The sequence below is a fragment of the Paludisphaera rhizosphaerae genome, from assembly GCF_011065895.1.
GTDB classification, from domain to species: Bacteria; Planctomycetota; Planctomycetia; order Isosphaerales; family Isosphaeraceae; genus Paludisphaera; species Paludisphaera rhizosphaerae.
Window position 1 is genome coordinate 120,109 of record NZ_JAALCR010000004.1, and the last position, 20,169, is coordinate 140,277.

Below are 20,169 nucleotides of genomic sequence, written 5' to 3' on the forward strand. Positions count from 1 at the left end.
TGCGAGGCTCCCTCCGGCGCGACATTTGCAGCCCTTGGCAACCTCGGGAATCCCAATGTATAGTCGGTCGCCGCCGACCACCCACCCTTTCTGCGACGGAATCACGGACGCCGTCGCGTGGCCAGTCATCTCATCGAGGACGCCGTTGACTCCCTCGTTCGACCGCGCCAATGCCCGACCCATCCGTCACCTCGCCTTCCGACTGATGCTGGCAGTCTGCATCGCTGGTGCCGTTTTGCTCACATCGGGCTGCGAGTATTTCACGTCGGAGCGGCTGGCTAACCTCAAGCCCGGCAAGCCCGAAGATGCGGCCTCGAGAGTCGGTCCAGATCCACTTGCGACCGGCCCCCTCGGACAGAAGGCCGATCTAGTCGATCCTGTCACCGGCGAAGCGGCGCGACTCTCCCCGGCCGAGGTCGTGGCGATGCTGGAGCGGATCATCCGCGGCAACCAGCTTGAATTGGACGACCTGGCTCCGCGGCTCGAAGATCAAGCGGAGAGCGAGGCAGCCCGCGACGTTTTCCAGCACCTGGACGACCTGGCGAAGAGCCTCGAACGCGAAAAGAAGAAGGCGCAGGCCGAGGGTCAACAAGACCGCGTCGCCGAAATCGAACGCCAGGCCAAAGGTCTGGAGGAGCCCTGGAAGCTCGCGCGTGAACGGCTCGACCTGGACCTCCGTACGCGGATGCTGGCCCTGGAGCGGGTCAACATCCTCCGGAGCGTCCTAGACCATGACCGTCGGCGCCTAAAAGCCGTTCTGGCCACGGGCGATCTGAGCCGATTTCTCGACGAGCCCGCAACCGAGGCGTCCCCGACGCCCGCCGCGCCGGGAACGCCCTCGCCCGCTGACGGAGCAACCGCGATCCCACCAGACGCCGCGCCGGCCGCCGCTCCCGCATCGACCGAGCCATCGACCGACGCGCCCGCCCCGGCGCAGCCCGCCCCCGCGCCGGCTGCCGCGCCCCCCGTGGTTCAGATCCCGATCGTCCCCGGCCAGCCTCTTGTTCCCAAGGCGGTCGACGCCAAGCAGGCCGCGAAGGACGAGGCGAAGGCCAAGGACGCAACAGCCAAGTCCGACGCCGAAAAGAGAGCCGAGACGCCCGCCGCCGAAGCCGAGAAGAAGGCCGCCCTCCCTCCCAGCAAGGAGTTGATCTCGGCCAAACAGGATCTCCGGGCCAAGAGCACGACCGTCCAGAAGCTCCAGGAACGGACGATGACGCTGGACGCGCGGGTGCAGAGTCTCGCCCGATCGCTGGAACTCATTCGCGAACTGGTGCAGCTCTCACGCGAGAGCGTCGAGAACGCGACCAAAACGCGAGACTTCCTCCAGGCCGAGATGCAGTCGGGACGCCCATCGGCCGCTCTCCAGGCGTGGACCCATGACGGCACCGACGCCATGGGCGAGATGAACCGCCGGATTCTCACGGCTTCCGAAGACGTCAAGCGACTGCAGGCCCGGCTCGACGAGATGGTCGAAGAACGGGCGATGGTCGCCGACGCCCTCCAGAAGACGAGTCTTCGCGCCCAATCGGCCAAGGAGGGGTTGGAAAAGACCCAGGAGAAGGTGGAAGCCCTGGAAAGCCCCTTCTCCTCGCACAACATCCGGTCCTGGCTTTGGATGCACGGGCCGTCGGTCGTGGGGACGCTCGTCATCATGTCCCTGCTCTACCTGCTTGTGAGCCGCTACTCTCACAAGCTGGTCGAGATCTTCGCCGCGCGGGGGTTGCGCGGTTCGAAGGCCGAACGCGACAACCGGATGGAGACGCTCGTCAGCGTACTTCAAAACACCGGCAGCGCACTCGTGCTGATCGGCGGGACCTCAACCTTATTGAGTCAGGTCGGACTGCCGGTCGCTCCGCTGCTGGGCGGAGCCGCGGTAGCTGGCGTCGCGGTGGCGTTCGGCGCCCAGAATCTCATCAAGGATTTCTTCTATGGGTTTATGATCCTTCTCGAAAATCAATACAAGCTGAAGGATGTCGTCAAAATCGGCGAGCACAGCGGCCAGGTGGAGCAGATCACGCTCCGAATGACGGCCCTGCGCGACGGCGACGGCGGGCTGCACTTCCTCCCCAACGGCGCCACCACCTCAGTCATCAACATGACTCACGGCTGGTCGAGCGCCTCGTTCGCGGTCCGAATCGCCTGGGAGGAGGACGTCGATCGAGTGATCGCCATCATTCAGGAGCTCGGCAAGGAGATCCGCCAGGACCCCAAGCTCCGTCTGATGATCGTCGACGACCTGAACATGATGGGCGTCGATGCACTCACCGACAACGCCGTCGTGATCCTGTTCTCGATCAAGACGCTGCCGCTCCAGCAATGGAACGTCAAGCGAGAGTTCCTCAAGCGGCTGAAGAAGAAGTTCCAGGAGAAGAAGGTGCTTCTGCCTCCGGTCACCCCGCCGTCAACGCCTCCCGGCGGTTGATTCACTGGCTCGGCGGGGTCAGCGCCCTTTCGATCGCCTCCAGGCCTTCGACCAATCGGGGGCCGATGCGGGTCGTCAGGTTCTCGTCGAGCGCGTGGATCCGACGGTTGCGAATGGCGGGGACGTCTTGCCAGCCGGGACGATTGGTCAGGCGCTTCTGATTCTCTTCCTCGGACCTGCCCCCGCCCCCCATGAGGCCGAACGTCGCCAGGATGACCTCCGGCGCACGGACAAGGACCTGCTCGTCGCTGGGGGTGGGGTAGTTCGAGGAAACATCGGCGAAGACGTTCACGCCCCCGGCCTCCTCGATCATCTTTCCGAGGAATGTCCCGGGGCCGACGGTCATCAGCGGATCGTCGTAGAGCAAGTAGAGCACCTTCGGACGCGCTTCTCGACGATCGGCCACGCGTTTACGGACGGCCTCCAGACGCGTTTCAAACTCGGAAGCCAAACGCTCTGCGTTCTCCCCACGATCGACGACCCGGCCGACGGCCCGAATGTTGTGCACAACGTCGGCGGGCTTCTCAGCGTCGAAGGCCACGACAGTCAGCCCAAGTTGCTGCAACGGCTCAATCACCGGCTGCTGGACGCCCGCCGTCGCCAGGACAAGGTCGGGCTTGAGCGCCGTGAGCGTCTCCAGGTTCATACTCCCCGGAGCCATACCGCCAATCGAGGTTCGCGACTTCACCTCAGGGGGGTAGTCGTCCATCATCGTCACGCCTACGACGAGGTCCCCTGCACCGACGGCGAACAGGATCTCCGTGTTCGACGGAGCCAGCGAGACCACGCGTTTCGGTGGCGCGGGAATCGTCACCTGTCGCCCTGTTGAGTCGGACACACGCTTCGGCCAGCCGTCGCCCTCGACACGGACTGGGCTGAGTAGGCGCGGTTGCGTGGCGGCCTTGGGCTGGTTCGCAGTCGGCGCGGTCGGACCTCGGTTGCAGCCGGCGACGGCCAGTGCGACCGGCAACAGCGACCAGGCGATACGTCGATATCGATTCATCACTTACTTTCTCACTTCATCGCGGCGAGGTCTTGGCGCCGGGAGGATGATCGGCGAGCCGGAGACGGGATGACGGTCGACGAGGACCGGGCAGCGGTAGGCGCGAGCGAGGATCTCGGGCGTCAGAACGACCTCGGGCTCGCCGACGGCCATTACGCCCCCTTCGGAGAGCAGGGCGATCCGGTCGGCCCAGGTCGACGCCTGGTTCAGATCGTGAAGGCTCACGACGACGGCCAACCCCTCCTCTCGCGCCAGGCGGTCGACCATGTCGAGGATCTCGAACTGATAGTGCCAATCCAGATGCGCCGTGGGTTCGTCGAGCAACAGGACGCGCGGCTCCTGCGCCAGCGACTGGGCGAGCGCGACCCGCTGCCATTCGCCGGCGGAGAGGGCGTCGACGGTTCGGTCGCGCATGCCTGAGAGCCGGGTGCGATCGAGGACTCGGTCGACGACGGCCTCATCCTCGGTGGTCATGGGAAGCCACCACCCTCGATGCGCAGCGCGGCCGAGCCGGACGACCTCATCGATGGTCAACCGCGATCCCTGGGGATCGTCCTGAAGGGCGATCGCAACGCGGCGATGCGCCCAGGCGCGACCGCGCTTCCAGGCGTCCTCGCCATCGACGAGAACCTTCCCACCTCGGGGCGGCAAGATCCTGGCGATCGTTCGCAGCAAGGTCGTCTTGCCCGATCCGTTCGGCCCCAGGAGCGCCAGGACCGTGCCCGATTCAACGGTCAGGTCGACCCCCGTCAGAACGTCGGGCAACCCCCGTCCGTATCCGCAGGAAAGTCCTTCGACTCGGAGACGAGGTGCGGCGGCGGTCATCGCAGCGACCTCCGCAGGACGACGAGGAAGAAGGGACCGCCGAGAATCGCCGTCAGAACGCCCACAGGAAGTTCGATGGGCGCGGCGACGGTCCGCGCCAGGTCGTCGGCCAGGATGAGAAGGATGGCGCCCGCGAGTCCGGAAGCTGGAATCAAGTAGCGGTGCCTGGCCCCAACAAGGGCTCTCGCCAGATGAGGAGCGATCAGACCGACGAAGCCGATTACCCCCGCGACGGCCACAGCGGCGGCTGTCGCCAGGCTGGCCGCCGCCACGATCAGGCCACTGATCGACTTCAGCGGCAACCCGAGGGCCTGCGCCGGCTGCTCGCCCAGCGAGAGCGCGTCCAGAGGTCGGGCCAACGCGCAAAGTCCCAGGAAACCGACCGCGATGTAAGGGCCGCCGCCAAGCACCGCCGACCATCCTCGGCCTGCCAGACTCCCCATCATCCAGAGGACGATCCGCGCCAGATCCTCATCATGGAGCACCATCAACAACCAGACGACAGCCCCCAGGAAGCTGCTCACGGCAGAACCCGCCAGCAGCAGTGAGACGATCGGCGCAGGCCCCCACCAGGTCGTCGTCAGGTAGACGAGGCATGCCGCCGCCATCGCCCCCAGAAACCCGCCGAGGGGAATGGCTCCGAAGCCCAGGGCCCCCGCCCCTCCCGCCACCATCACGAGCGTCGCCCCTAGCGCCGAGCCGGCTGAAGCCCCGATGACGTAAGGATCCGCCAGCGGGTTTCGGAAGAGCCCCTGATAGGCCGCTCCCGCCGCTCCCAACGCCAGCCCGACGAGACTCCCCAACAGAATCCGCGGCAGCCGAAGCTCGCGAACGATCGTCGCCGTCTGCATCGAGTCTGAAGACGTTCGCCCCAGCAGAGCGTCGAAGATCTCCCCGGGCGAGAGCCAAACGGAACCCACTCCCAGGCTCAAGAGTCCCACGGCGACGAGCAACGTCAGCAGGCCCATGAGTCGGCCGGTGCGCGACTTCACGGCGCATCGCCCTCGCATGAAGCCACGTTCGCCCGAACCGGCGTCAGCCCAAGCCGAATCCTTCGTTCGGGGAGTTCAGCCATGACGCGATCCCGGTAATCAGCCGTGGACCGACCCCAGGCGGCGATCTCGGCCCTCGAACGGGCGCAACCAACGCAATAGATGGACGAGGGGTCCAATCGGCAAACGCCGATGCAGGGAGAGACCAAGGGAGACCTTTCCGCCGGGCCGGGCGACTGGTGGGATGGCGGCCGATCGCCACGCGATGAGGCCGTTTCAGATCGATCCCCCGACGGGCAGGTCTTCTGGCTCTCGGCTCCTGGCGGTCCCGGACGACCTTCCCGCCGCAACCTTCGCGGCAGTGGTCTTTCGTCCGTTCCCTGGCCGATCACAGCGGCGGCCCCGCGCCGGAATTTCACCGGCTTCCCTATTCTCCCCCGAAGCCTGACGTATCAGACCTCACGGGCACCCGTCGGGAGCGCGATCCTATTAGAATCCCCAGGGACAAGTTTATCAAGCGCACGACACTGGGAAGGTCGTCGAGCGGCTGCCCAGCCGCCGCCCTACGACTGAAGCCACCCTCCCCCTTCCTTGCGAAATCTTCACATATCGCACATCCGGGTTTCGCTCATTCCTCGCCGCCCCCTCATCGAGCGGGAGTACCTTAATTCCTGTTAGTCATCGTGATGGATTACCCAGGGCCAACGAGCCAGGATCAATGTTCAAAGTGAAGTCTCCCCGCGGGCGGATCGTCCCGCGGTGCCTCTTGGCGGCGGCGACGATCGCGATCGCGGCGCTGCAGGGATGTTCGGAGTCGGGAGAGGTTCCGACGATGAAGACCTACCCCGTCAAGGGGTCGGTCAAGCTGGCCGACGGCAAGCCTCTTGCTTCGGGCGTCGTCGTCTTCGCAGCCCCTGAAATGGGGATGGAGTTCTCGTCCCCCCTCGGCGACGACGGTTCATTCGTCCTCAGGTCTTCCTACGGCGACGGCGCGCCGGAGGGGACCTACAAGGTGCGCATCGAGCGCGACCCATCGAAGGCCGACTCCCAGGCTCGTGGCGGCCGAAAGTCCGCTGCGCCGGCCCCCTACCCCGCCAAGTACGGCGACGAGAGTTCCTCGGGGCTGACGGCGGCCGTCAAGCCCGCCGACAACGCCCTGGACCCATTCGTCCTCGTCAAGTGACCGATCCCGCCCCCGACGCCACCACGAACACGTCCGATTCGAATTACAGGGAGTATGGCTTTCATGTTTGCGTCTGAGAAGAAGTCCGCCCGATCGGCATTCACGCTGATCGAGCTGCTGGTCGTGATTGCGATCATCGCCGTGCTGATCGCCCTGCTGTTGCCGGCCGTTCAGAGCGCCCGCGAAGCCGCCCGCCGCGCCCAGTGCGTCAACAACCTCAAGCAGATCGGGCTGGCGATCCACAACTACGAGAGCGGCAACGGCGCCTTCCCGCCCGGCGGCGAATCGACCAACTACAGCCTGACGCCGACGGCGGGCACTCAGTTCGTCGATGGCGGCTGGAGCACTCTCGCCCGGGTGTTGACGTTCATTGAAGGGGGCACGATCTACAACTCCCTCAACTTCAACGTCAAGGAATACAATGAGGCGACCGGGATGAATTTCACCGGAGCCTCGACGGTCATGAACGTCTTCCTCTGCCCCTCGGCCAACCGCTCGCCGGCCGGCGGTTCGGACGGAGCCGACCCCAACGACCCGATCTCCACCAAGTACGGCCGCGGCTACGGTTACACCGACTACGGCCCGACTTGCTACACCGACATCAGCCCCACGGGCGTGGCCCTCTCCCCCACCACGGCCACTCCGTACCGTGACAAGACCACTAGGCAGGACGGCGCCCTCAAGCAGGGCAAGACGACCATCTCCGAGATCACCGACGGCACCAGCAACACGATCCTGATCGGTGAAGACGCCGGCCGCGATCCCCGCTTCATCAGCCCCTATACCGAGGGCCAGATGTACGGCGACGGCACCGCTTATCCCTCGACCTACTACGCCGGCGAACAGGGCCCGGCCGGCGGATCGGGCATGAAGCGGCGCTACTGGCGGTGGGCTGAGCCCGACAACGCCTACGGCGTCTCCGGCGCCCCGAACAATAAGTTCAAGCCGGCTTACGAGGCGACCCCCTGGCTCCAGACAGGCGCCACCGGCGGCAACAACGCCGGCGCCAACGACGAGTTGTTCTCGTTCCACTCCGGCGGCGTCAACGTCCTGATGGGCGACGGCTCGGTCCGCTTCATCAAGGACTCGATCAGCGTCGTCACGCTCCGCGGCCTGGTCACGAAGAGCGGCGGCGAAGTCATCAGCGCCGACTCCTACTGATCCTGGATAGGGTCGTCGATTCCTCTCCACCGCGCTGACAACGCCCCGGCGGCCTCGTCACTCGACGACCGACCGGGGCTCTTTCATGCGCGTTCGGCGCTCATTTCTCGAAGAGCGGGTCGAGTTGCACAACCTTCGCCGAGTCGCCGTCGTGGACCGCCATCTTGCCGCCGGGATACATGCAGCCGCCGGCGAATCGGCCGTCCTTGGAGACGGCGTAGAACGAGACGTTGAACGTCGTCTTGCCGTCGGGCCGCCGACGTTTGGGGTCGCGGATGCTGCTCTCGGCGATCCGCTTGAGCGCCTCCATGACGGCGTCCTTCGGCGCCAGCCCGCGGCGCATGTTCTCAACGACGAGATAGCTGGAGCAATGCAACAAGTTGGCCTCGCCGACTCCCGTCGAGCCGGCGGAGCCCACCTCGTTGTCCAGGTAGAGCCCTGCCCCCAGGATCGGCGAGTCACCGACGCGACCGGGAATCTTCCACGACAGGCCCGATGTGGTCGTCGTGCAGCCCAGATCGCCGTGGGTGTCGAGCACCGAGCAGTGGATAGTACCCGTGACGCGCTTCTTGATGTACTCGTCCAGGTGGGCGGCTTCGGTCTGCGGCGGCGGGACCCAGTCGTCGTTGGCGTCGCGGGTCTCCTTCCAGTGGAGCCAAATCCGCCGCGACTCGTCGGTGAGCAGGTCGACCTCGGGGAACCCGTGGGCGCGGGCGAATCGCAACGCCCCTTCACCGACGATCAGGCAATGTCGCGTCCGCTTCATGACCAGACGGGCGACGGCCGCCGGGTGCATGATGTTGCGGATCGAGGCGACCGATCCGCCGCCGTGGGTCGGCCCGTGCATCACCGCCGCATCCAGTTCGACGACGCCGTCCTCGTTGGGGAGACCGCCGAAACCGACCGAATTGTCCTTGGGGTCGGCCTCGACGATCGCGACGCCCTCAATGGCCGCGTCGAGCGGGTCGATCCCCTTCTTGACCAGTTCCACGGCCTTCTCGACGGCCCGCAGGCCGTTGCCGCTCGAAACGGCGATCGGCTTGCGGTCGCCGATCGGTTTCGGCTCGGTCGCCCCAATCGCCAGCGTGCTCAGGCTGGCTGCGGCAGTGGTCCCCATGAAATAACGGCGGTTCATCGGTCGGCGCATGCGAAGACTTCCACCTCTCAAAACCTGTCGATCCACCGTCGACGGCCGCCGCGGCTCGGCGCGCGAAAGAATGGCCGTCCGATCCCCAGCATTCTCGGGGATCGCACGGCCTGCCGCCACACTCTTTCTTTCCGCTTCGCCTACGGGTCCTAAACCCTCAGCGACGGGCCCCCGGCTTGTCGGTCGTCGCGATCGAGGAAGCCTTCGTCGGGCAGCTCATGCAGGTCTCGAACGACTCGACCGCCCCGGGCTTGGGGCTGGCGGCCACGCGGAAGCCGCGGTAAATGGTCTTGGGGGGCAGCCCGTCCTGACGAACCGTCACGGCGACGGCGCAGTTGCGGTCAGCGCCGCGGATGTCGACGTCCGTCAAAGTCACGAGTTTCTTGCTCTCGCCGAGGCCGGTGAGGGGATCCAGGTGGAAGCTCTGCGTTTTGAAGACGCACGAAGGATTCGCCGGCTTGACCTCGACCTCGCAGCCCTTCGATCCGACGTCCGAAACGACGAGCTTCAGCGCGATCGTTCGCCCCTTGGGCGTCGCCTTGGCCGGCTCGTCGGCCGTCGCCTTCCCCGTGGCTGGGACGGGAGGAACGGGGGTGTTCTTCGTTTCCTGGCCGAAGAGCGGGCCGCCGAGGACTGAGCCGGTCACGATCCCCGCTGCCAGCGCCGACGCCTTCCAGAACCTGATTCGCATGACGGCTCGACTCCATTCTCCAAGGGCCGGCCGACCCGTCCTGGGCCGTCCGTCGTCTGGTCGCCCGACCGCCCCGGCGCATCGCATCGCGCCGGCTCGATCGACCGGGCCCCGGTCGTCCTGATCGTCCGGTCGTCGTCGGTGTTGGACCAACGACTCCGGCGTCGTCGTCAGCTCATGCGTCCCAGTCGGCGAATGCGACCCGGAACTTGAGGCTCATTCGAGGTGGGCCGCAGATTACTCCGACCGCCCCGCTCCGGCAAGGCCAACCTGCAACGGGCCTGGCGCACGAACAAGGCCGGCGTCCCCCTACGATCTGCAGGGGCCGCCGGCCTCATCGGAGACTCGGGGAGAATGGGCCGTCGCTCAGTCGCGGCTGTTCGCCAGCTTGCTCAGCAGGCGGAGGATCTCAAGGTACAGCCAGACCAGGGTGACCATCAGGCCGAAGGCGCCGTACCACTCCATGTACTTGGGGGCCTCGCGGCGAGCGGCCTCTTCGATGAAGTCGAAGTCCAGCAGCAGGTTGAACGCCGCCAGGCCGACCACCAGGACGCTGAAACCGATGCCCAAAGGCGTCGCGCTCCAAACCAGCGGCATCTGGACGCCGAAAAGGCGGAGCAGCATCGTCGCCACGTAGAACAGCATCAGCGCGCCGGTCGCCATGATGACGCCGGATCTCAGCTTGTCCGTGACCCGAACCGTGCCACTGGCATAAAGGAACAGCATGACCAGTGTGGTTCCCGCCGTGAGCGAGACCGCCTGGAGGGCCACGCCCTGATAGGCGTTGCCGTACTTCATTCGCAGCCCCATCTCAACGGCCTGCGAGACGGCGCCCAGGAAAACGCCTTCCATTGCAGCGTAGATGGGGGCCGTCCAGGGAGCGAGCGTGGGCTTGAAGATCGTGACCATGCCGACGATGAAGCCGGCCAGCGCCGAACCGCCGACGACGGCACCCGCCAGTTGACCTGACCCCGCGGCGTTCCAGGACCACAGGGCGGTCGCCGAGAGGATAGCCAGCAGAAGGAACGTCTTGCTGACCGTTCCCTGAACGGTCGTCACCATGCTCCGAGGCGCGCCGTACACCTGGTCGTAACCGGCGAACATATCCTGCGAGAAGGCCGGATTGCTGGAGGACAGCGACTTGTCGTAGGCCACGGGAATCGTCTCCTTCGTGAAACGCGACGGACTCAGCCGGTCGGCCAAGCTTCGGGGGCCGGGGCCGTCAACGGGCCTATTCTCGACTCCCCCTCCCCATTTGGCAAGCAGAACCGCCGTCGCGCGGAACTGCCTCGATATCTCCACTATACGACGGGATTCGGCCCCGAGTTCGCCGGATTCGACCGGGGACCAAATCCATCAATCGCGTTCAATGGTCTCCAGTTCTCTTCATCGCGCCGTGGCGTGCGGCCAGGCGACGTCCACGCCCTCGGCCTTGAGACGATTCTGGAACGCCGTGAACCTCTGTCGGTCGCCCCGGACGGCCCGGGGTGATTCCTTGATCGCCAGGCAATGGGCCACAAGCGAGCCGGCGGCCTCGCCGATCAACCATTCGACGGGATGCAAACGGAAGCAGCCATTGGAGATGTGGGTGACGCCCAGGTTCTTGCAGGCGGGCAGAAGATTCTCGACGCGGACTGGCAGGAGAGCCCCGAGGGGGATCTGAAACGGCAGCGAGCCGACGTCCACGTAGTTCTTGCCGCCGGTCGCCGGGTGGAGGTCGATCCGATAACTCCCCACGCCGACGGAATCCCAGAACGGCTCGGCGGAGACGTCGTCCTTCCCCAGCGCCTTGCGACGAGCCTCAAGGCCGATGTGGTTTTCGGTGACAGTGAACTCCGCCTTGATTCGGCGCGACTCGCGAACGTACGGAGCCTTGGCGAGCCCGTCGTCGGTCCCTACCATGTCGGGACGGAGCCGGAGGCCCTTCCAACCGACGCCGCCGTCCGGACGGGGGCATTCCGTCTGAAGCCAGTAGAGCAGGGACAGGCTGAGTTGCTTCGCCCGACGGACGTGGGCCTCGGCCTGTTCGGCCGTCTGCCCATCGGCGACGAGCGGTCCCAGCAGGTAGTCGTTCTGAGGCCAGTTGACGAGGGTTACGCCGTCGCCGTCGTAGGCGCCGGGACGGAAGATCGACGGATCGAGGATCCTTCGATAGAGCCACAACCCTTTCCCCTTGCCGGTCGGGTCGAAGCCCTGGGTGATGGGCTTGAGGGTGATCGGCTGCGAATAGGTCAAGCTGAGCAACTTCCCCGCCCAGGGGGGCGACAGCTCGGGGACGTAGTTGCGCCAGAAGTCGTACTCCGCGGGACGGTCGATCGTGTGGTCTTCGCCGGGCCTGTGCTCGGTCGGGAAGCAGACGGTGAACGCCTGCTGGATGCCCGGAGCGGGTTCGCTGAGGGCGTGGGGCTCGCCGGTCTGGGCCTGCGATTCGGCTCCCACGACGTGTTCGACGCCGGCCATCGGCAAGAGGTCGCCGAGTTCGGTGGCATCGAGGATGTACGGGGCGGTCAACGCGATCTCGTCCCCGGTTCGCAGATTGCGAACGAAGACGGCTCGAACGCGATCCCCCTGGACGTCGACCCGGGTCGGCTGGTGCTCCAAAAGCGTGAGGAGCTTCCCTGTGGAAGCGTACGCCGAAAGCATGTCCGTCAGGACAGACAACCCCACGCGCGGCTCGTGGCAAAGGCGGGAGACTCCGCCTCCGCCCGGGTTGAGGAACGGATTCTCGAGCGCCTCCACCGTCAGCGGGTAATGGGTCTTGTAATACTGGCGGACGCCTGAACGATAGGCTCGATAGGAGACCGACGAGCCGAACTGCTCGATCCAGGGGTGCTCGTCGGGCGGCACGGCCTGGCTCGTAAGCTGCCCGCCGATCCAGTCGGTGGGTTCTGTCAAAACCACGCGAAGGCCGGCTTTCAAAGCCGCCAGGGCCGCAGCCACTCCCCCCACTCCACCGCCGACGATGACGAGATCAGCGGCGATCTCTCCCCGAGGCGCTGCGAGCCTTGCTAGAGCCTGCCGCTCAGACATGGAAGAACCCAGCAGTGGCAGCAGCGTCAACGCTCTTCCACCCTGGCGCAGCAATTCACGACGCGTCGTCATACCAAAACCTCTTGGGACAGCCAGATGATCCTGCTACGATAACTTCCCACCGGCCCGATCGCGACGGGCCGCCCCGCGAGAGTGGCGGAACTGGCAGACGCGCAGGATTTAGGTTCCTGTGCCGCAAGGCGTGAGGGTTCGAGTCCCTCCTCTCGCAATCGACAGAATCAAAAGGGCTTATGGCGACGACCTCAGGGCCGGTCGATCCGGGGTTCTGCATTTCTTCTGCACTCTCCCGGGCCGGGCTGGTCTGACGTTGGGGGGCTCCGAAGGCCTCAATCCAAGGTAAAGGCGACGGCTGGCTCTGCCAGCCCCTCCACTCCGGATGGCGGGGCACGTTCGCCCCAGGTAAGGTCTCGGAGGACTTCCCTACGAATGGCGATCGTGGGGTTAACGGTTATCAGGATCGCTCGAACTTGTCCGGGAACTTGTAGCCGACCGACGAATGCCGTTGGACTCGGTTGTAGAAGACCTCGATGTACTCGAAGACGCTCGCCCTCGCCGTGGACCAGTTCCTTCTTGAACGAGGCATCATTCACCTCCACTCGGTGATCGCGTTGTCCGGCCGGGATCGCCTGTTCGCTCCGGCCGACTGATTAACTCGGCCGGCGGCGACCGTCGGCCGCGGGACTCGATCTCGAACGTCCGCAGTCGGCGAAGCCTGTCGACCTCATCGGCGTCGGCCCACACGATCCACCGTCCATTCTCGCCTCGCAGTTGCCGCGCGTGTAGCCATCCCGACCACCGCCATCGATGGATCACGATCGGCTTCACGCCGAGTTCCGCCGCCAGTGCGGGCAGCCACCACTCGCCCGTCCCCGGCGGATCGGTCGAGTCGCGGATTCCGGCCGGGACGCCCGCCCGTCCGAACCGCGCCAGCAATTGACGCACCTGATGACCTGTGAAACCGTCGCTTCGGGCCGCCCGATATACCTCGCGGTCGAGCGCCTCGGCGATCGCATCCGCAGTCCATCCCGCTCCGCGCAGTTCCAGGATGCGCCCTCGAAGCCGCTCCAGATCGCCGAGCGACCGATAGGTCCGCAGGCCCTGCCGGATCTCGTGTCGCGTGGTCGTCCCCCCTCGCCAGTGGATCGCCGCGTCGATCCGCTCCGATTCCCCGTCGCGAGTCAGGTCCACTCGCTCTATCAGGAGCCGAACGATCGCCCGTCGGTCGCCCCCGGTCGTCGTCGGGCAGTGCCACAGCCCTGGCAGGTCGGCCGCCAACGCCGCGATCCGCCCTCGATCGGACGCGTCGAGTCGTCGAGGCTGCGCGGCCTGGAATCGGTCGTAGTCCTCCTCCAGCCGTCGCCGCTCGGCCAGCTTCCGCTCCCACTGACGCTCAAGCTCCCGCGCCACCAGCCGGTTCTCGGGTTCGACCGCGTCGTATTGTCGGCGCGCACGGTCCGCCTCGTACTCGGCCCGCTCCACTCGCTGTTTCCAGATCGCATGCAAACGCTCGCGGTCCTGCTCGACTCGCTCGGCGGTTCGGAAGCTCAGTTCCAGCGACGCCGGCTCCACGGCCTTGAGCACCAGCGATTCGACCGGCTTGTCCGGGTACGCGGCGACCAGGCTCTGGCAGCGCGGCCCGCCATACTCGTGGAACTCCCAATCGCAGACGTACCACGGGTTCGCCGAGGCTCGCGCGTTCCTCGCCCCCATCGGGCGGCCGCATCGACCGCACCGAACGATCCCGTTCAGGAGGGTCGGCGCCCGGCCCGTCGCCTTCTTCGAGCCCGGCCCGCGATCGTTCTCGGCCAGCCGCCGTCGGTTCGCCTCGTACCGTTCCCACGAGATGTACGCCGGCGCGGCGTCCCGGAGCAGGCAGACCCATTCTTCGGGCGGCGCGTTCCAGCGGCCCGATTTCGGCTTCCCCGCGATCCGTCGGGCCGGGTCGAAGGGGGAGCGGCCGTAGCAGTAGGCCCCGGCGTACATCGGATGCCGCAGCATCTCGTAGAGGGTGCTGCGTCGGGGGCGGTGCCACTCCAGCCGTCCCTTGCCCGGGCCCTTGTACACCCGGAGCCCGAGTTGCACGTCGTTGGCCGCGAAGTAGGCGTGCGCCTTCGTCAGCGAGCCGAGTTCGGCGAACTTGTCGAACACCAGCGACACGACCGCTCGCACCTGCTCGTCCGGGTCCAATGCGATCCCGCCGTCTGGCGATCGCACGTATCCGACCGGCACGCAGGTGAACAGCTCGCCCCGCCGAGCCTTGTTCAACTTGCCCTGGTGCATCCGCGTCTTCAGGACGTGGACCTCCGCCTCGCTCATCATGCCGCGCAGCCCCAGCAGCATCCGATCGTTGGGGTCGGTGGGATCGTATACGCCGTCGGCGTCGGCGAGCAGCACCTGGAACAGGCCGCACAGCTCAAGCAGCTGATACCAGTCCTTGCACGACCGCGAGAGCCGGCTCATCTCGCGGCCGAACGCGACGCCGACGTGCCCGAGCGACGCCTCGGCCAGCAGCCGCTGGAACCCCGGGCGGTTCTCGACGGACGCCCCGCTGAGCCCCTGGTCGTCGTCGATCACCACGACGCGGCCTGCGGCCCAGCCCAGAGAGACCGCCCGTCGACGCAGTTGGTATTGCAAGTCGGACGATTCGCGGTTGCCGGCGACCTGCTGCGGGGTGGATTGACGGACGTAGACGACGGCGAGTCGGTCGCAGTGCCGAGGCCGTATCTTGTGGGCGGACGGATGGGCGTCATCGCGAATCATGCGTCCCCTCCGCTTGTGCGTCGGGGTCGGCGAGTCGCTCCGCCAGCATCCGGCCGAGTCGACGGAGCAACTCTTCCCGGCGGCTCTCCGGCAGGTCCTGCCATCGAGGCCCGGTCGGTCGAGGCGGCTTCAGGCGCGGGGGGGGGACGGAGGCGATTCGGTCGGGCATGGTGAAGCTCCTTCGGCGTCGGCGCGATGCTCCAGACAAAAGCGGGCCAGGTCGAGCAAGGCCCAGGGACACGCCACGACCTCAGTTATATCCACTCCGACAACGCTCTCGTCGACGGGCGGTCGTCGCCGGCTCCTTCTTCAGGCAGGCGAAGAGGCTCTCCATCGAGGCGTTGTCCCAGCAGTCGCCTCAGTGACTCAGGTGGCAGGTGATGCCGCGAACGGCCAGTAGGCGTTGGTAGTGCTCGCTGGCGTACTGGCTGCCCCGATGGAGTGGGCCGTCAGCCCGCCTCGGGGAGTCTCCGAGCGATCGCCATCTCCAGGGCGTCGACGATGAGCCGGCTGTCGATCCGCTCCAACATCGACCAGCCGACGATCCGCCGCGAGTGCAGGTCCTCGACCGCCGCCAGGTACAGCTTGCCCGCGCGGGTGGGGATGTAGGTGATGTCGGACGCCGAGGCGCGGTCGACGGCGCCCGGGTCGAACCATCGCCCGAGGACGTTCTCCGCCACGGGGCGGTGGTCGTTCGAGTCGGCAGTGCGGCGGAACCTCCTCTTGGCCTTGGCGGCGATCCCGCGTTCCCGCATCAGCTTCGCCACGGTGTTCACGCTGCAACGTCCGCTCGCGGCGGCCAATTCGGCGTGGATCCGGGGGCTGCCGTAACGGGCCCTCGTCCGTCGATGTATCGCCTCGACCTCGAAGGCCAGGGATTCCCGTCGCCGATGGCCGACGCTCGGCGGGTACCCTCGCCAGTCGTAGAGCACACCGGCAGAGTCGCCCAGGGCCCGGCACATCAGTCGGACCGGCCAATCCCCACAGTGGAACTCGACGAACGCGAACCTCACGACGACTTCCTGGCGAAGAAGGCCGCCGCTTTTTTAAGACATCGCACTCCATACGGAGCCGCTGGTCCTCGGCCCGGAGGCGATGCGGCTCCTCCTCGACGGCCGGGAGGATCCCGCGGCCGGGGAAGGCATGGCCGACCTTGGCGGCCAAGGCCTGATTCCAGCCGTGGAGCAGGTTCTCGCCGAATTTAAACTCCCGCGCGACCTCGGAGAGGCCGTTGCCCCCCTTCCAAGGTCCGACGCACCGCCTCGGCCGTGAACGTCCTTCAACTCCTGGACAACGCTGCCCTGCTCAAGATAAGCTTGCGCGTTTTTCCGGGCGCTCGCCTTTCGTGGGGAAGTCCAGCAGGTCGCTCTAAACTGTTTCGCACCCTCGCTGCGTTATGAAGGCCTAATACATACTGCTCTGGTGCCGGCCATATTCGGAACCATGCTCATTACGTCGATCGCCGTCACTCACCGGGGAACGCGTTCGTTCTCCAAGACCCACTGAGCGGCGATACACGCCAACTGGGCTCCATCCACGATATCCAGTTTAGTCCGAATGCGATCTCGGTACGTCTCAACCGTCTTAACGCTCAGATGCATTCGTTGAGCGATTTCCCCTGTCCTCACACCACGGCCGATGAAACGGAAAACCTCCAGCTCGCGATCGGTCAGGTCTTCCAGCGGCGATGCGGAACTTGGATGACGGACGCCTACAGAACGGTGGAGCATACGCTGGGTCATTGCCTCACTCAACCAGACTTCACCTCGGCGGACTTTGCGGATCGCTTCGACAATGGTATCGGTAGCCTGGTCTTTGTTGACATACCCCAGCGCGCCGGAGCGGAGGGCCCTTTCAGCGTAGAGGGTCTCAGCATGCATAGACCAAACAACAATCTGAACAAGCGCATTTCTGTCTTTAATCCTCCGGATCAAATCAATTCCATTTCCTGACTTGAGGGAAATGTCGATTACAGCGACATCCGGACGGCAGGCTGGAAGCACTTGGAGTGCTTCCCCCGTGTCAGCGGCCTCGCCGCATACCGCCATGTCCGCTTGTCGTCCGATCCGGATAGCCAGGGCCTCTCTAACCGCCGGGTGGTCGTCGACGATTAAGACCCGGGTCGGCCTGCAGTTTTGAGCTTCAGTCATCGTGGTTCCTCGCTAATCGGCAGGTGACGACCGTGCCACCGTGGACGCCTGGCGAGATAGTCAGCCGCGCGGCAAGAATAGCCGCACGATTTTTCATGATTCTTAGACCCAGGCCTCGTAGGTCTTTCTCTAAGGGGACCAGTCCTCGCCCGTCGTCCTCGACGCGCAGAACCACTCCGTCGCGAGCCTCGAGGACGATTCGGATGGTCCTGGGTCGGGCGTGCTTGACCGCATTGTGGACCGCTTCCTGAGCGATGAGGTAAAGATGCGTGGCGACGAGGTTGTCCACAATGGCGACGGGGCTATGGCATTCGAAGGTGCATACAAGTTGGTTGTCGCGACAGACGCGCTCGGACAAGTCGGCCAATGCCAACATCAAACCGTCCTGCTCGGCCGGGACTGGGAGCAGGCCGCGAATGACAACGCGGAGTTGGTTCTGGCAACGCTGCAAGCCCCGGGTCAGACGACCGGCCAACTCGTTTGCGTCCCTGGGAACGGTTTCCATGGTGTCTGAGAGTTCGCCCGCCAGGATGCTCAGGGCGGTCAACTCTTGTCCTATCATGTCGTGCAGATCTTGCCCAATACGCCTCTGTTCACGATAGGCGACCTCCACAACCTCTCGCTCTAAATCCTTACGTAAGCTCGCGTCGCGGATGACGACTGTATATCGCCTCCCATGGCCCATCTCGCTCACGGCTGATTCGATGGGGAACGAGGTCCCATTTTTCCGTCGGGCGACCCCCTCCCGGCGAGCCCAGCGTTGCCGGCCCAGGCTGCAGTCCGTGGCATCAGCCGAATGGCCTTCGGAGAGCTTATCGAAGGGATTCGCCAGCAGGCGCGAGAGGCTTTCGCCGATCAATTCCCCCGGCTCGTAGCCGAACATTCGGTCGGCGGCCGAGTTGACCGTCTCGATAATACTCCGTTGATCGATCGTCATGATCGCGTCGGCCTCTGCGTCGAGGATCGCCGTAAGTCGAGCCTCGCGCTGGTTCAATGCCTCCTCGATGAGCTTCTGCCGCGTTAGATCTCGGACGATGGTCAGCATGTATTCCCGTTCCCCGATTTCGATTCGATCGCACGAAAGACTGGCATGGCGAATGGCGCCTGAGCTTTGGAGCACGGACAACTCGATGCCTCGAATGGAGCCGTGCTCACTCAAATGGGTTAGGACGCGTTCATGGTCAAGCGGAGCGACCTGCACGATCAGTTCGGAGAGCTTTCGGCCGATGGCCTGATCGGGCGGCAGCCCGAAGAGGGATTCCCAGGCGGGGTTCACTTCGAGGATCAGGCTGTCGTCCAGGCGACTGATGATGTGCGCGTCCGGATTATTCCGGAAGGCCGCGATGAACCGCCTCTCGGAGGCGCCTAGGGCGTTCTCGGCTCGACTCGGCCCCGTCTCGCTCTGGTGGCCGGCAACCTCGGCGCAGCGGCGAACGGACTCGGTTCGGCGACAACCGGCAATGTCAAATACGATAGAATCGACACCGGCAACAAGTTTGCACTCGTTACGTCTGTTGACAGATTCGGTGTGGACGTAACCAATCTGGTCCTGGCGCTCAGGCAGAGCCTCGAACGATCGGGCTTGGCTCACTAGCCACCCCTCGATAGACGCGCTGACCATCTCGAAATCTGAATCGATAATGGCCCCTGATCCATGCCGATCCGAGAGTGCCTCTCTGGTACTCGCGAAACATCGCTGGTAAGCCTCGTCGTTGAGTCCAGAGCAACCGTCGCGGTTGATGTACGCGGTCAGCACAGACGGGGGGGCGTTGAGCAGCAATTCTAGCTGGCAGTCAACCTGTGCCGAGTGGTTCAGGGCTTCGGTACGAATGGCGTGTACCGATGACTGATTCCCGCTGGGGCCAGCAGTCGAAACGGTGCTCACTCGAGCCGCAACGGGTTTGCTATCCTTGGCATTGTTCGACAGGCCCTTCCGGTCAGGGTGCCCATGACGCAACGCGTCGTAGGAATCCTCGACGGCCGCTCGGTCGATCCCGGCCTCTTCGTCCTGTATGAGTCCGGGAGCGACCACCGCACTCCGTCCCGTCCTGGCTACGGTGTGTAGCCGCCGAAGCCCCTTCACGCCCCAAGCGTGCACGAGCCTCGGGCGAGAACCTCGAACGCCGGCACCGAGCAATGGCAGCGATGAGAGGTATGATGTCTCCGCTGCTGCGCTGATGATTAGCCCCGACGCACCAAAGAGGAGGATCTCCCACCAGGTGGCGCCGACAATCGGAACGAGGGAGACCGCAGCGGCGCTCAAGACTGTTGCGAGGATCCCCGAACTCCCGCCGTAGCCGATAGCGACGAGCGCAACGGCCAGGTTGAACGGCTCGAGTCCAGCCCCCATACCGATGCTTCGAAGAAGCAGATGAATTCCGCATGCTGCCACAGTGGCCGATACGGCGGCGATGTATTGAACGAGTCGACCCGGGGTAGGCGCGTGAAGATGAGCCGCCCCATGCGCGGGCGAGGGGGGCATCTGATTGTCCTTAATAAAGCCTGCAGAAATGATGAGATGCTGATCACAAGGATCGAATCGTAGGCATTCTATCTCCGACCCCGGTTCTTTTGAAGCGACTAACTAGAGAAGGCCCGCTCACATCGATATTGGGATAAGCGAAAGGGGTTTGTCGCCTGAGGGGGGGGCCGGCCTGCCCATGACGGCGACGCCCTGAGCACTCGCGAGGTGTGTTCTGGTCGGCCTCGCCTTGAATTCGGCGATCCGGGTCTGAAAGGCCGAGATCGCAGTCGCCATGACGGTTTGTGCTTCTGTCGGGA

General features: G+C 65.2%; 16 protein-coding genes, 1 tRNA gene, 1 pseudogene and 1 riboswitch. Of the genes and pseudogenes, 4 read left to right on the forward strand and 14 right to left on the reverse strand.

The annotated features are described in order from the left end of the window. Positions 1–145 precede the first annotated feature (145 nt). Positions 146–2,425: a mechanosensitive ion channel domain-containing protein gene (locus G5C50_RS06615; RefSeq protein WP_165066770.1), complete on the forward strand. Its 2,280-nt coding sequence runs from the start codon at positions 146–148 to the stop codon at positions 2,423–2,425. A gap of 1 nt (position 2,426) precedes the next feature. Here G5C50_RS06615 and G5C50_RS06620 read toward each other — a convergent pair whose 3' ends face one another. The 4 genes from G5C50_RS06620 to G5C50_RS33160 are packed head-to-tail and all read right to left on the reverse strand — an operon-like array spanning position 2,427 to position 5,454. After that, positions 2,427–3,428 carry an ABC transporter substrate-binding protein gene (locus G5C50_RS06620; protein WP_165066773.1) on the reverse strand — a complete coding sequence of 334 codons (1,002 nt, stop codon included), beginning with the start codon at positions 3,426–3,428 and terminating at the stop codon, positions 2,427–2,429. A gap of 3 nt (positions 3,429–3,431) precedes the next feature. Next, the gene (locus tag G5C50_RS06625) at positions 3,432–4,193 is read right to left on the reverse strand and encodes an ABC transporter ATP-binding protein (RefSeq protein ID WP_206107604.1); all 762 of its coding nucleotides are present in this window, start codon (positions 4,191–4,193) and stop codon (positions 3,432–3,434) included. A gap of 56 nt (positions 4,194–4,249) precedes the next feature. After that, positions 4,250–5,245 carry a FecCD family ABC transporter permease gene (locus tag G5C50_RS06630; RefSeq protein WP_206107605.1) on the reverse strand — a complete coding sequence of 332 codons (996 nt, stop codon included), beginning with the start codon at positions 5,243–5,245 and terminating at the stop codon, positions 4,250–4,252. Next, positions 5,242–5,454, reverse strand: a complete 213-nt coding sequence (locus G5C50_RS33160; protein ID WP_165066779.1) for a DUF1289 domain-containing protein — start codon at positions 5,452–5,454, stop codon at positions 5,242–5,244. The genes G5C50_RS06630 and G5C50_RS33160 overlap by 4 nt, the downstream gene beginning before the upstream one ends. 69 nt (positions 5,455–5,523) lie before the next feature. Then, a riboswitch (cobalamin riboswitch) is annotated at positions 5,524–5,733 on the reverse strand. Between the two features lie 344 nt (positions 5,734–6,077). On the opposite strand from G5C50_RS33160, the gene G5C50_RS06640 reads away from it, so the two are divergent. Together G5C50_RS06640 and G5C50_RS06645 are read left to right on the forward strand one after the other, a co-directional pair. Beyond that, positions 6,078–6,428: a peptidase associated/transthyretin-like domain-containing protein gene (locus tag G5C50_RS06640; RefSeq protein WP_165066782.1), complete on the forward strand. Its 351-nt coding sequence runs from the start codon at positions 6,078–6,080 to the stop codon at positions 6,426–6,428. A gap of 63 nt (positions 6,429–6,491) precedes the next feature. Continuing rightward, the gene (locus G5C50_RS06645; RefSeq protein ID WP_165066784.1) at positions 6,492–7,589 is read left to right on the forward strand and encodes a DUF1559 domain-containing protein; all 1,098 of its coding nucleotides are present in this window, start codon (positions 6,492–6,494) and stop codon (positions 7,587–7,589) included. Between the two features lie 100 nt (positions 7,590–7,689). Here the strand turns inward: G5C50_RS06645 and G5C50_RS06650 are convergent, their stop codons facing one another. The 4 genes from G5C50_RS06650 to G5C50_RS06665 all read right to left on the reverse strand — a co-directional run bounded on the left by G5C50_RS06650 (position 7,690) and on the right by G5C50_RS06665 (position 12,529). Continuing rightward, positions 7,690–8,736, reverse strand: coding sequence for a N(4)-(beta-N-acetylglucosaminyl)-L-asparaginase (locus G5C50_RS06650; RefSeq protein ID WP_165066787.1), 1,047 nt, complete (start codon positions 8,734–8,736; stop codon positions 7,690–7,692). Positions 8,737–8,893: 157 nt separating this feature from the next. Further along, a complete protein-coding gene (locus tag G5C50_RS06655; RefSeq protein ID WP_165066790.1) occupies positions 8,894–9,427 on the reverse strand; it encodes a hypothetical protein in 534 nt (177 codons plus the stop codon). A 366-nt stretch (positions 9,428–9,793) separates the two neighbouring features. Further along, a complete protein-coding gene (locus G5C50_RS06660; RefSeq protein WP_165067250.1) occupies positions 9,794–10,564 on the reverse strand; it encodes a Bax inhibitor-1/YccA family protein in 771 nt (256 codons plus the stop codon). A gap of 249 nt (positions 10,565–10,813) precedes the next feature. Further along, entirely contained in the window at positions 10,814–12,529 is a 1,716-nt protein-coding gene (locus G5C50_RS06665) for an FAD-dependent oxidoreductase (RefSeq protein ID WP_240906989.1), read from the reverse strand. Between the two features lie 75 nt (positions 12,530–12,604). Here G5C50_RS06665 and G5C50_RS06670 point away from each other — a divergent pair. Next, positions 12,605–12,686: transfer RNA gene (locus tag G5C50_RS06670), tRNA-Leu, on the forward strand. A 243-nt stretch (positions 12,687–12,929) separates the two neighbouring features. Here G5C50_RS06670 and G5C50_RS32900 read toward each other — a convergent pair. From G5C50_RS32900 to G5C50_RS06695, 6 genes and pseudogenes are all read right to left on the reverse strand, one after another. Beyond that, positions 12,930–13,061, reverse strand: a complete 132-nt coding sequence (locus tag G5C50_RS32900; RefSeq protein WP_255487483.1) for a hypothetical protein — start codon at positions 13,059–13,061, stop codon at positions 12,930–12,932. Next, the gene (locus tag G5C50_RS06675; RefSeq protein ID WP_165066793.1) at positions 13,061–15,238 is read right to left on the reverse strand and encodes a recombinase family protein; all 2,178 of its coding nucleotides are present in this window, start codon (positions 15,236–15,238) and stop codon (positions 13,061–13,063) included. Before G5C50_RS06675 ends, G5C50_RS32900 begins: the two co-directional genes overlap by 1 nt. Beyond that, positions 15,225–15,407: a hypothetical protein gene (locus G5C50_RS06680; RefSeq protein ID WP_165066796.1), complete on the reverse strand. Its 183-nt coding sequence runs from the start codon at positions 15,405–15,407 to the stop codon at positions 15,225–15,227. The genes G5C50_RS06675 and G5C50_RS06680 overlap by 14 nt, the downstream gene beginning before the upstream one ends. A gap of 192 nt (positions 15,408–15,599) precedes the next feature. Beyond that, positions 15,600–16,496 (reverse strand): annotated as a pseudogene (locus G5C50_RS33355) (IS3 family transposase); the annotation flags it as partial. 211 nt (positions 16,497–16,707) lie between these two features. Continuing rightward, positions 16,708–17,388 (reverse strand): response regulator transcription factor, encoded by a 681-nt coding sequence (locus G5C50_RS06690; protein ID WP_165066802.1) that lies wholly within the window; start codon positions 17,386–17,388, stop codon positions 16,708–16,710. Continuing rightward, complete coding sequence (locus G5C50_RS06695) at positions 17,381–19,738, reverse strand: PAS domain-containing sensor histidine kinase (protein WP_165066805.1); 2,358 nt, start codon at positions 19,736–19,738, stop codon at positions 17,381–17,383. Before G5C50_RS06695 ends, G5C50_RS06690 begins: the two co-directional genes overlap by 8 nt. Between the last annotated feature and the right edge of the window lie 431 nt (positions 19,739–20,169).

Bases quoted from the DNA above. Each gene is read 5' to 3' on its own strand.
- G5C50_RS06650 (WP_165066787.1), bottom strand. From the start codon at position 8,736: ATGCGCCGACCGATGAACCGCCGTTATTTCATGGGGACCACTGCCGCA.
- G5C50_RS06695 (WP_165066805.1), bottom strand. From the start codon at position 19,738: ATGGGGGCTGGACTCGAGCCGTTCAACCTGGCCGTTGCGCTCGTCGCT.
- G5C50_RS06620 (WP_165066773.1), bottom strand. From the start codon at position 3,428: ATGAATCGATATCGACGTATCGCCTGGTCGCTGTTGCCGGTCGCACTG.
- G5C50_RS06690 (WP_165066802.1), bottom strand. From the start codon at position 17,388: ATGACTGAAGCTCAAAACTGCAGGCCGACCCGGGTCTTAATCGTCGAC.
- G5C50_RS06675 (WP_165066793.1), bottom strand. From the start codon at position 15,238: ATGATTCGCGATGACGCCCATCCGTCCGCCCACAAGATACGGCCTCGG.
- G5C50_RS06640 (WP_165066782.1), top strand. From the start codon at position 6,078: ATGAAGACCTACCCCGTCAAGGGGTCGGTCAAGCTGGCCGACGGCAAG.
- G5C50_RS06680 (WP_165066796.1), bottom strand. From the start codon at position 15,407: ATGCCCGACCGAATCGCCTCCGTCCCCCCCCCGCGCCTGAAGCCGCCT.
- G5C50_RS06655 (WP_165066790.1), bottom strand. From the start codon at position 9,427: ATGCGAATCAGGTTCTGGAAGGCGTCGGCGCTGGCAGCGGGGATCGTG.
- G5C50_RS06665 (WP_240906989.1), bottom strand. From the start codon at position 12,529: ATGACGACGCGTCGTGAATTGCTGCGCCAGGGTGGAAGAGCGTTGACG.
- G5C50_RS32900 (WP_255487483.1), bottom strand. From the start codon at position 13,061: ATGCCTCGTTCAAGAAGGAACTGGTCCACGGCGAGGGCGAGCGTCTTC.
- G5C50_RS06645 (WP_165066784.1), top strand. From the start codon at position 6,492: ATGTTTGCGTCTGAGAAGAAGTCCGCCCGATCGGCATTCACGCTGATC.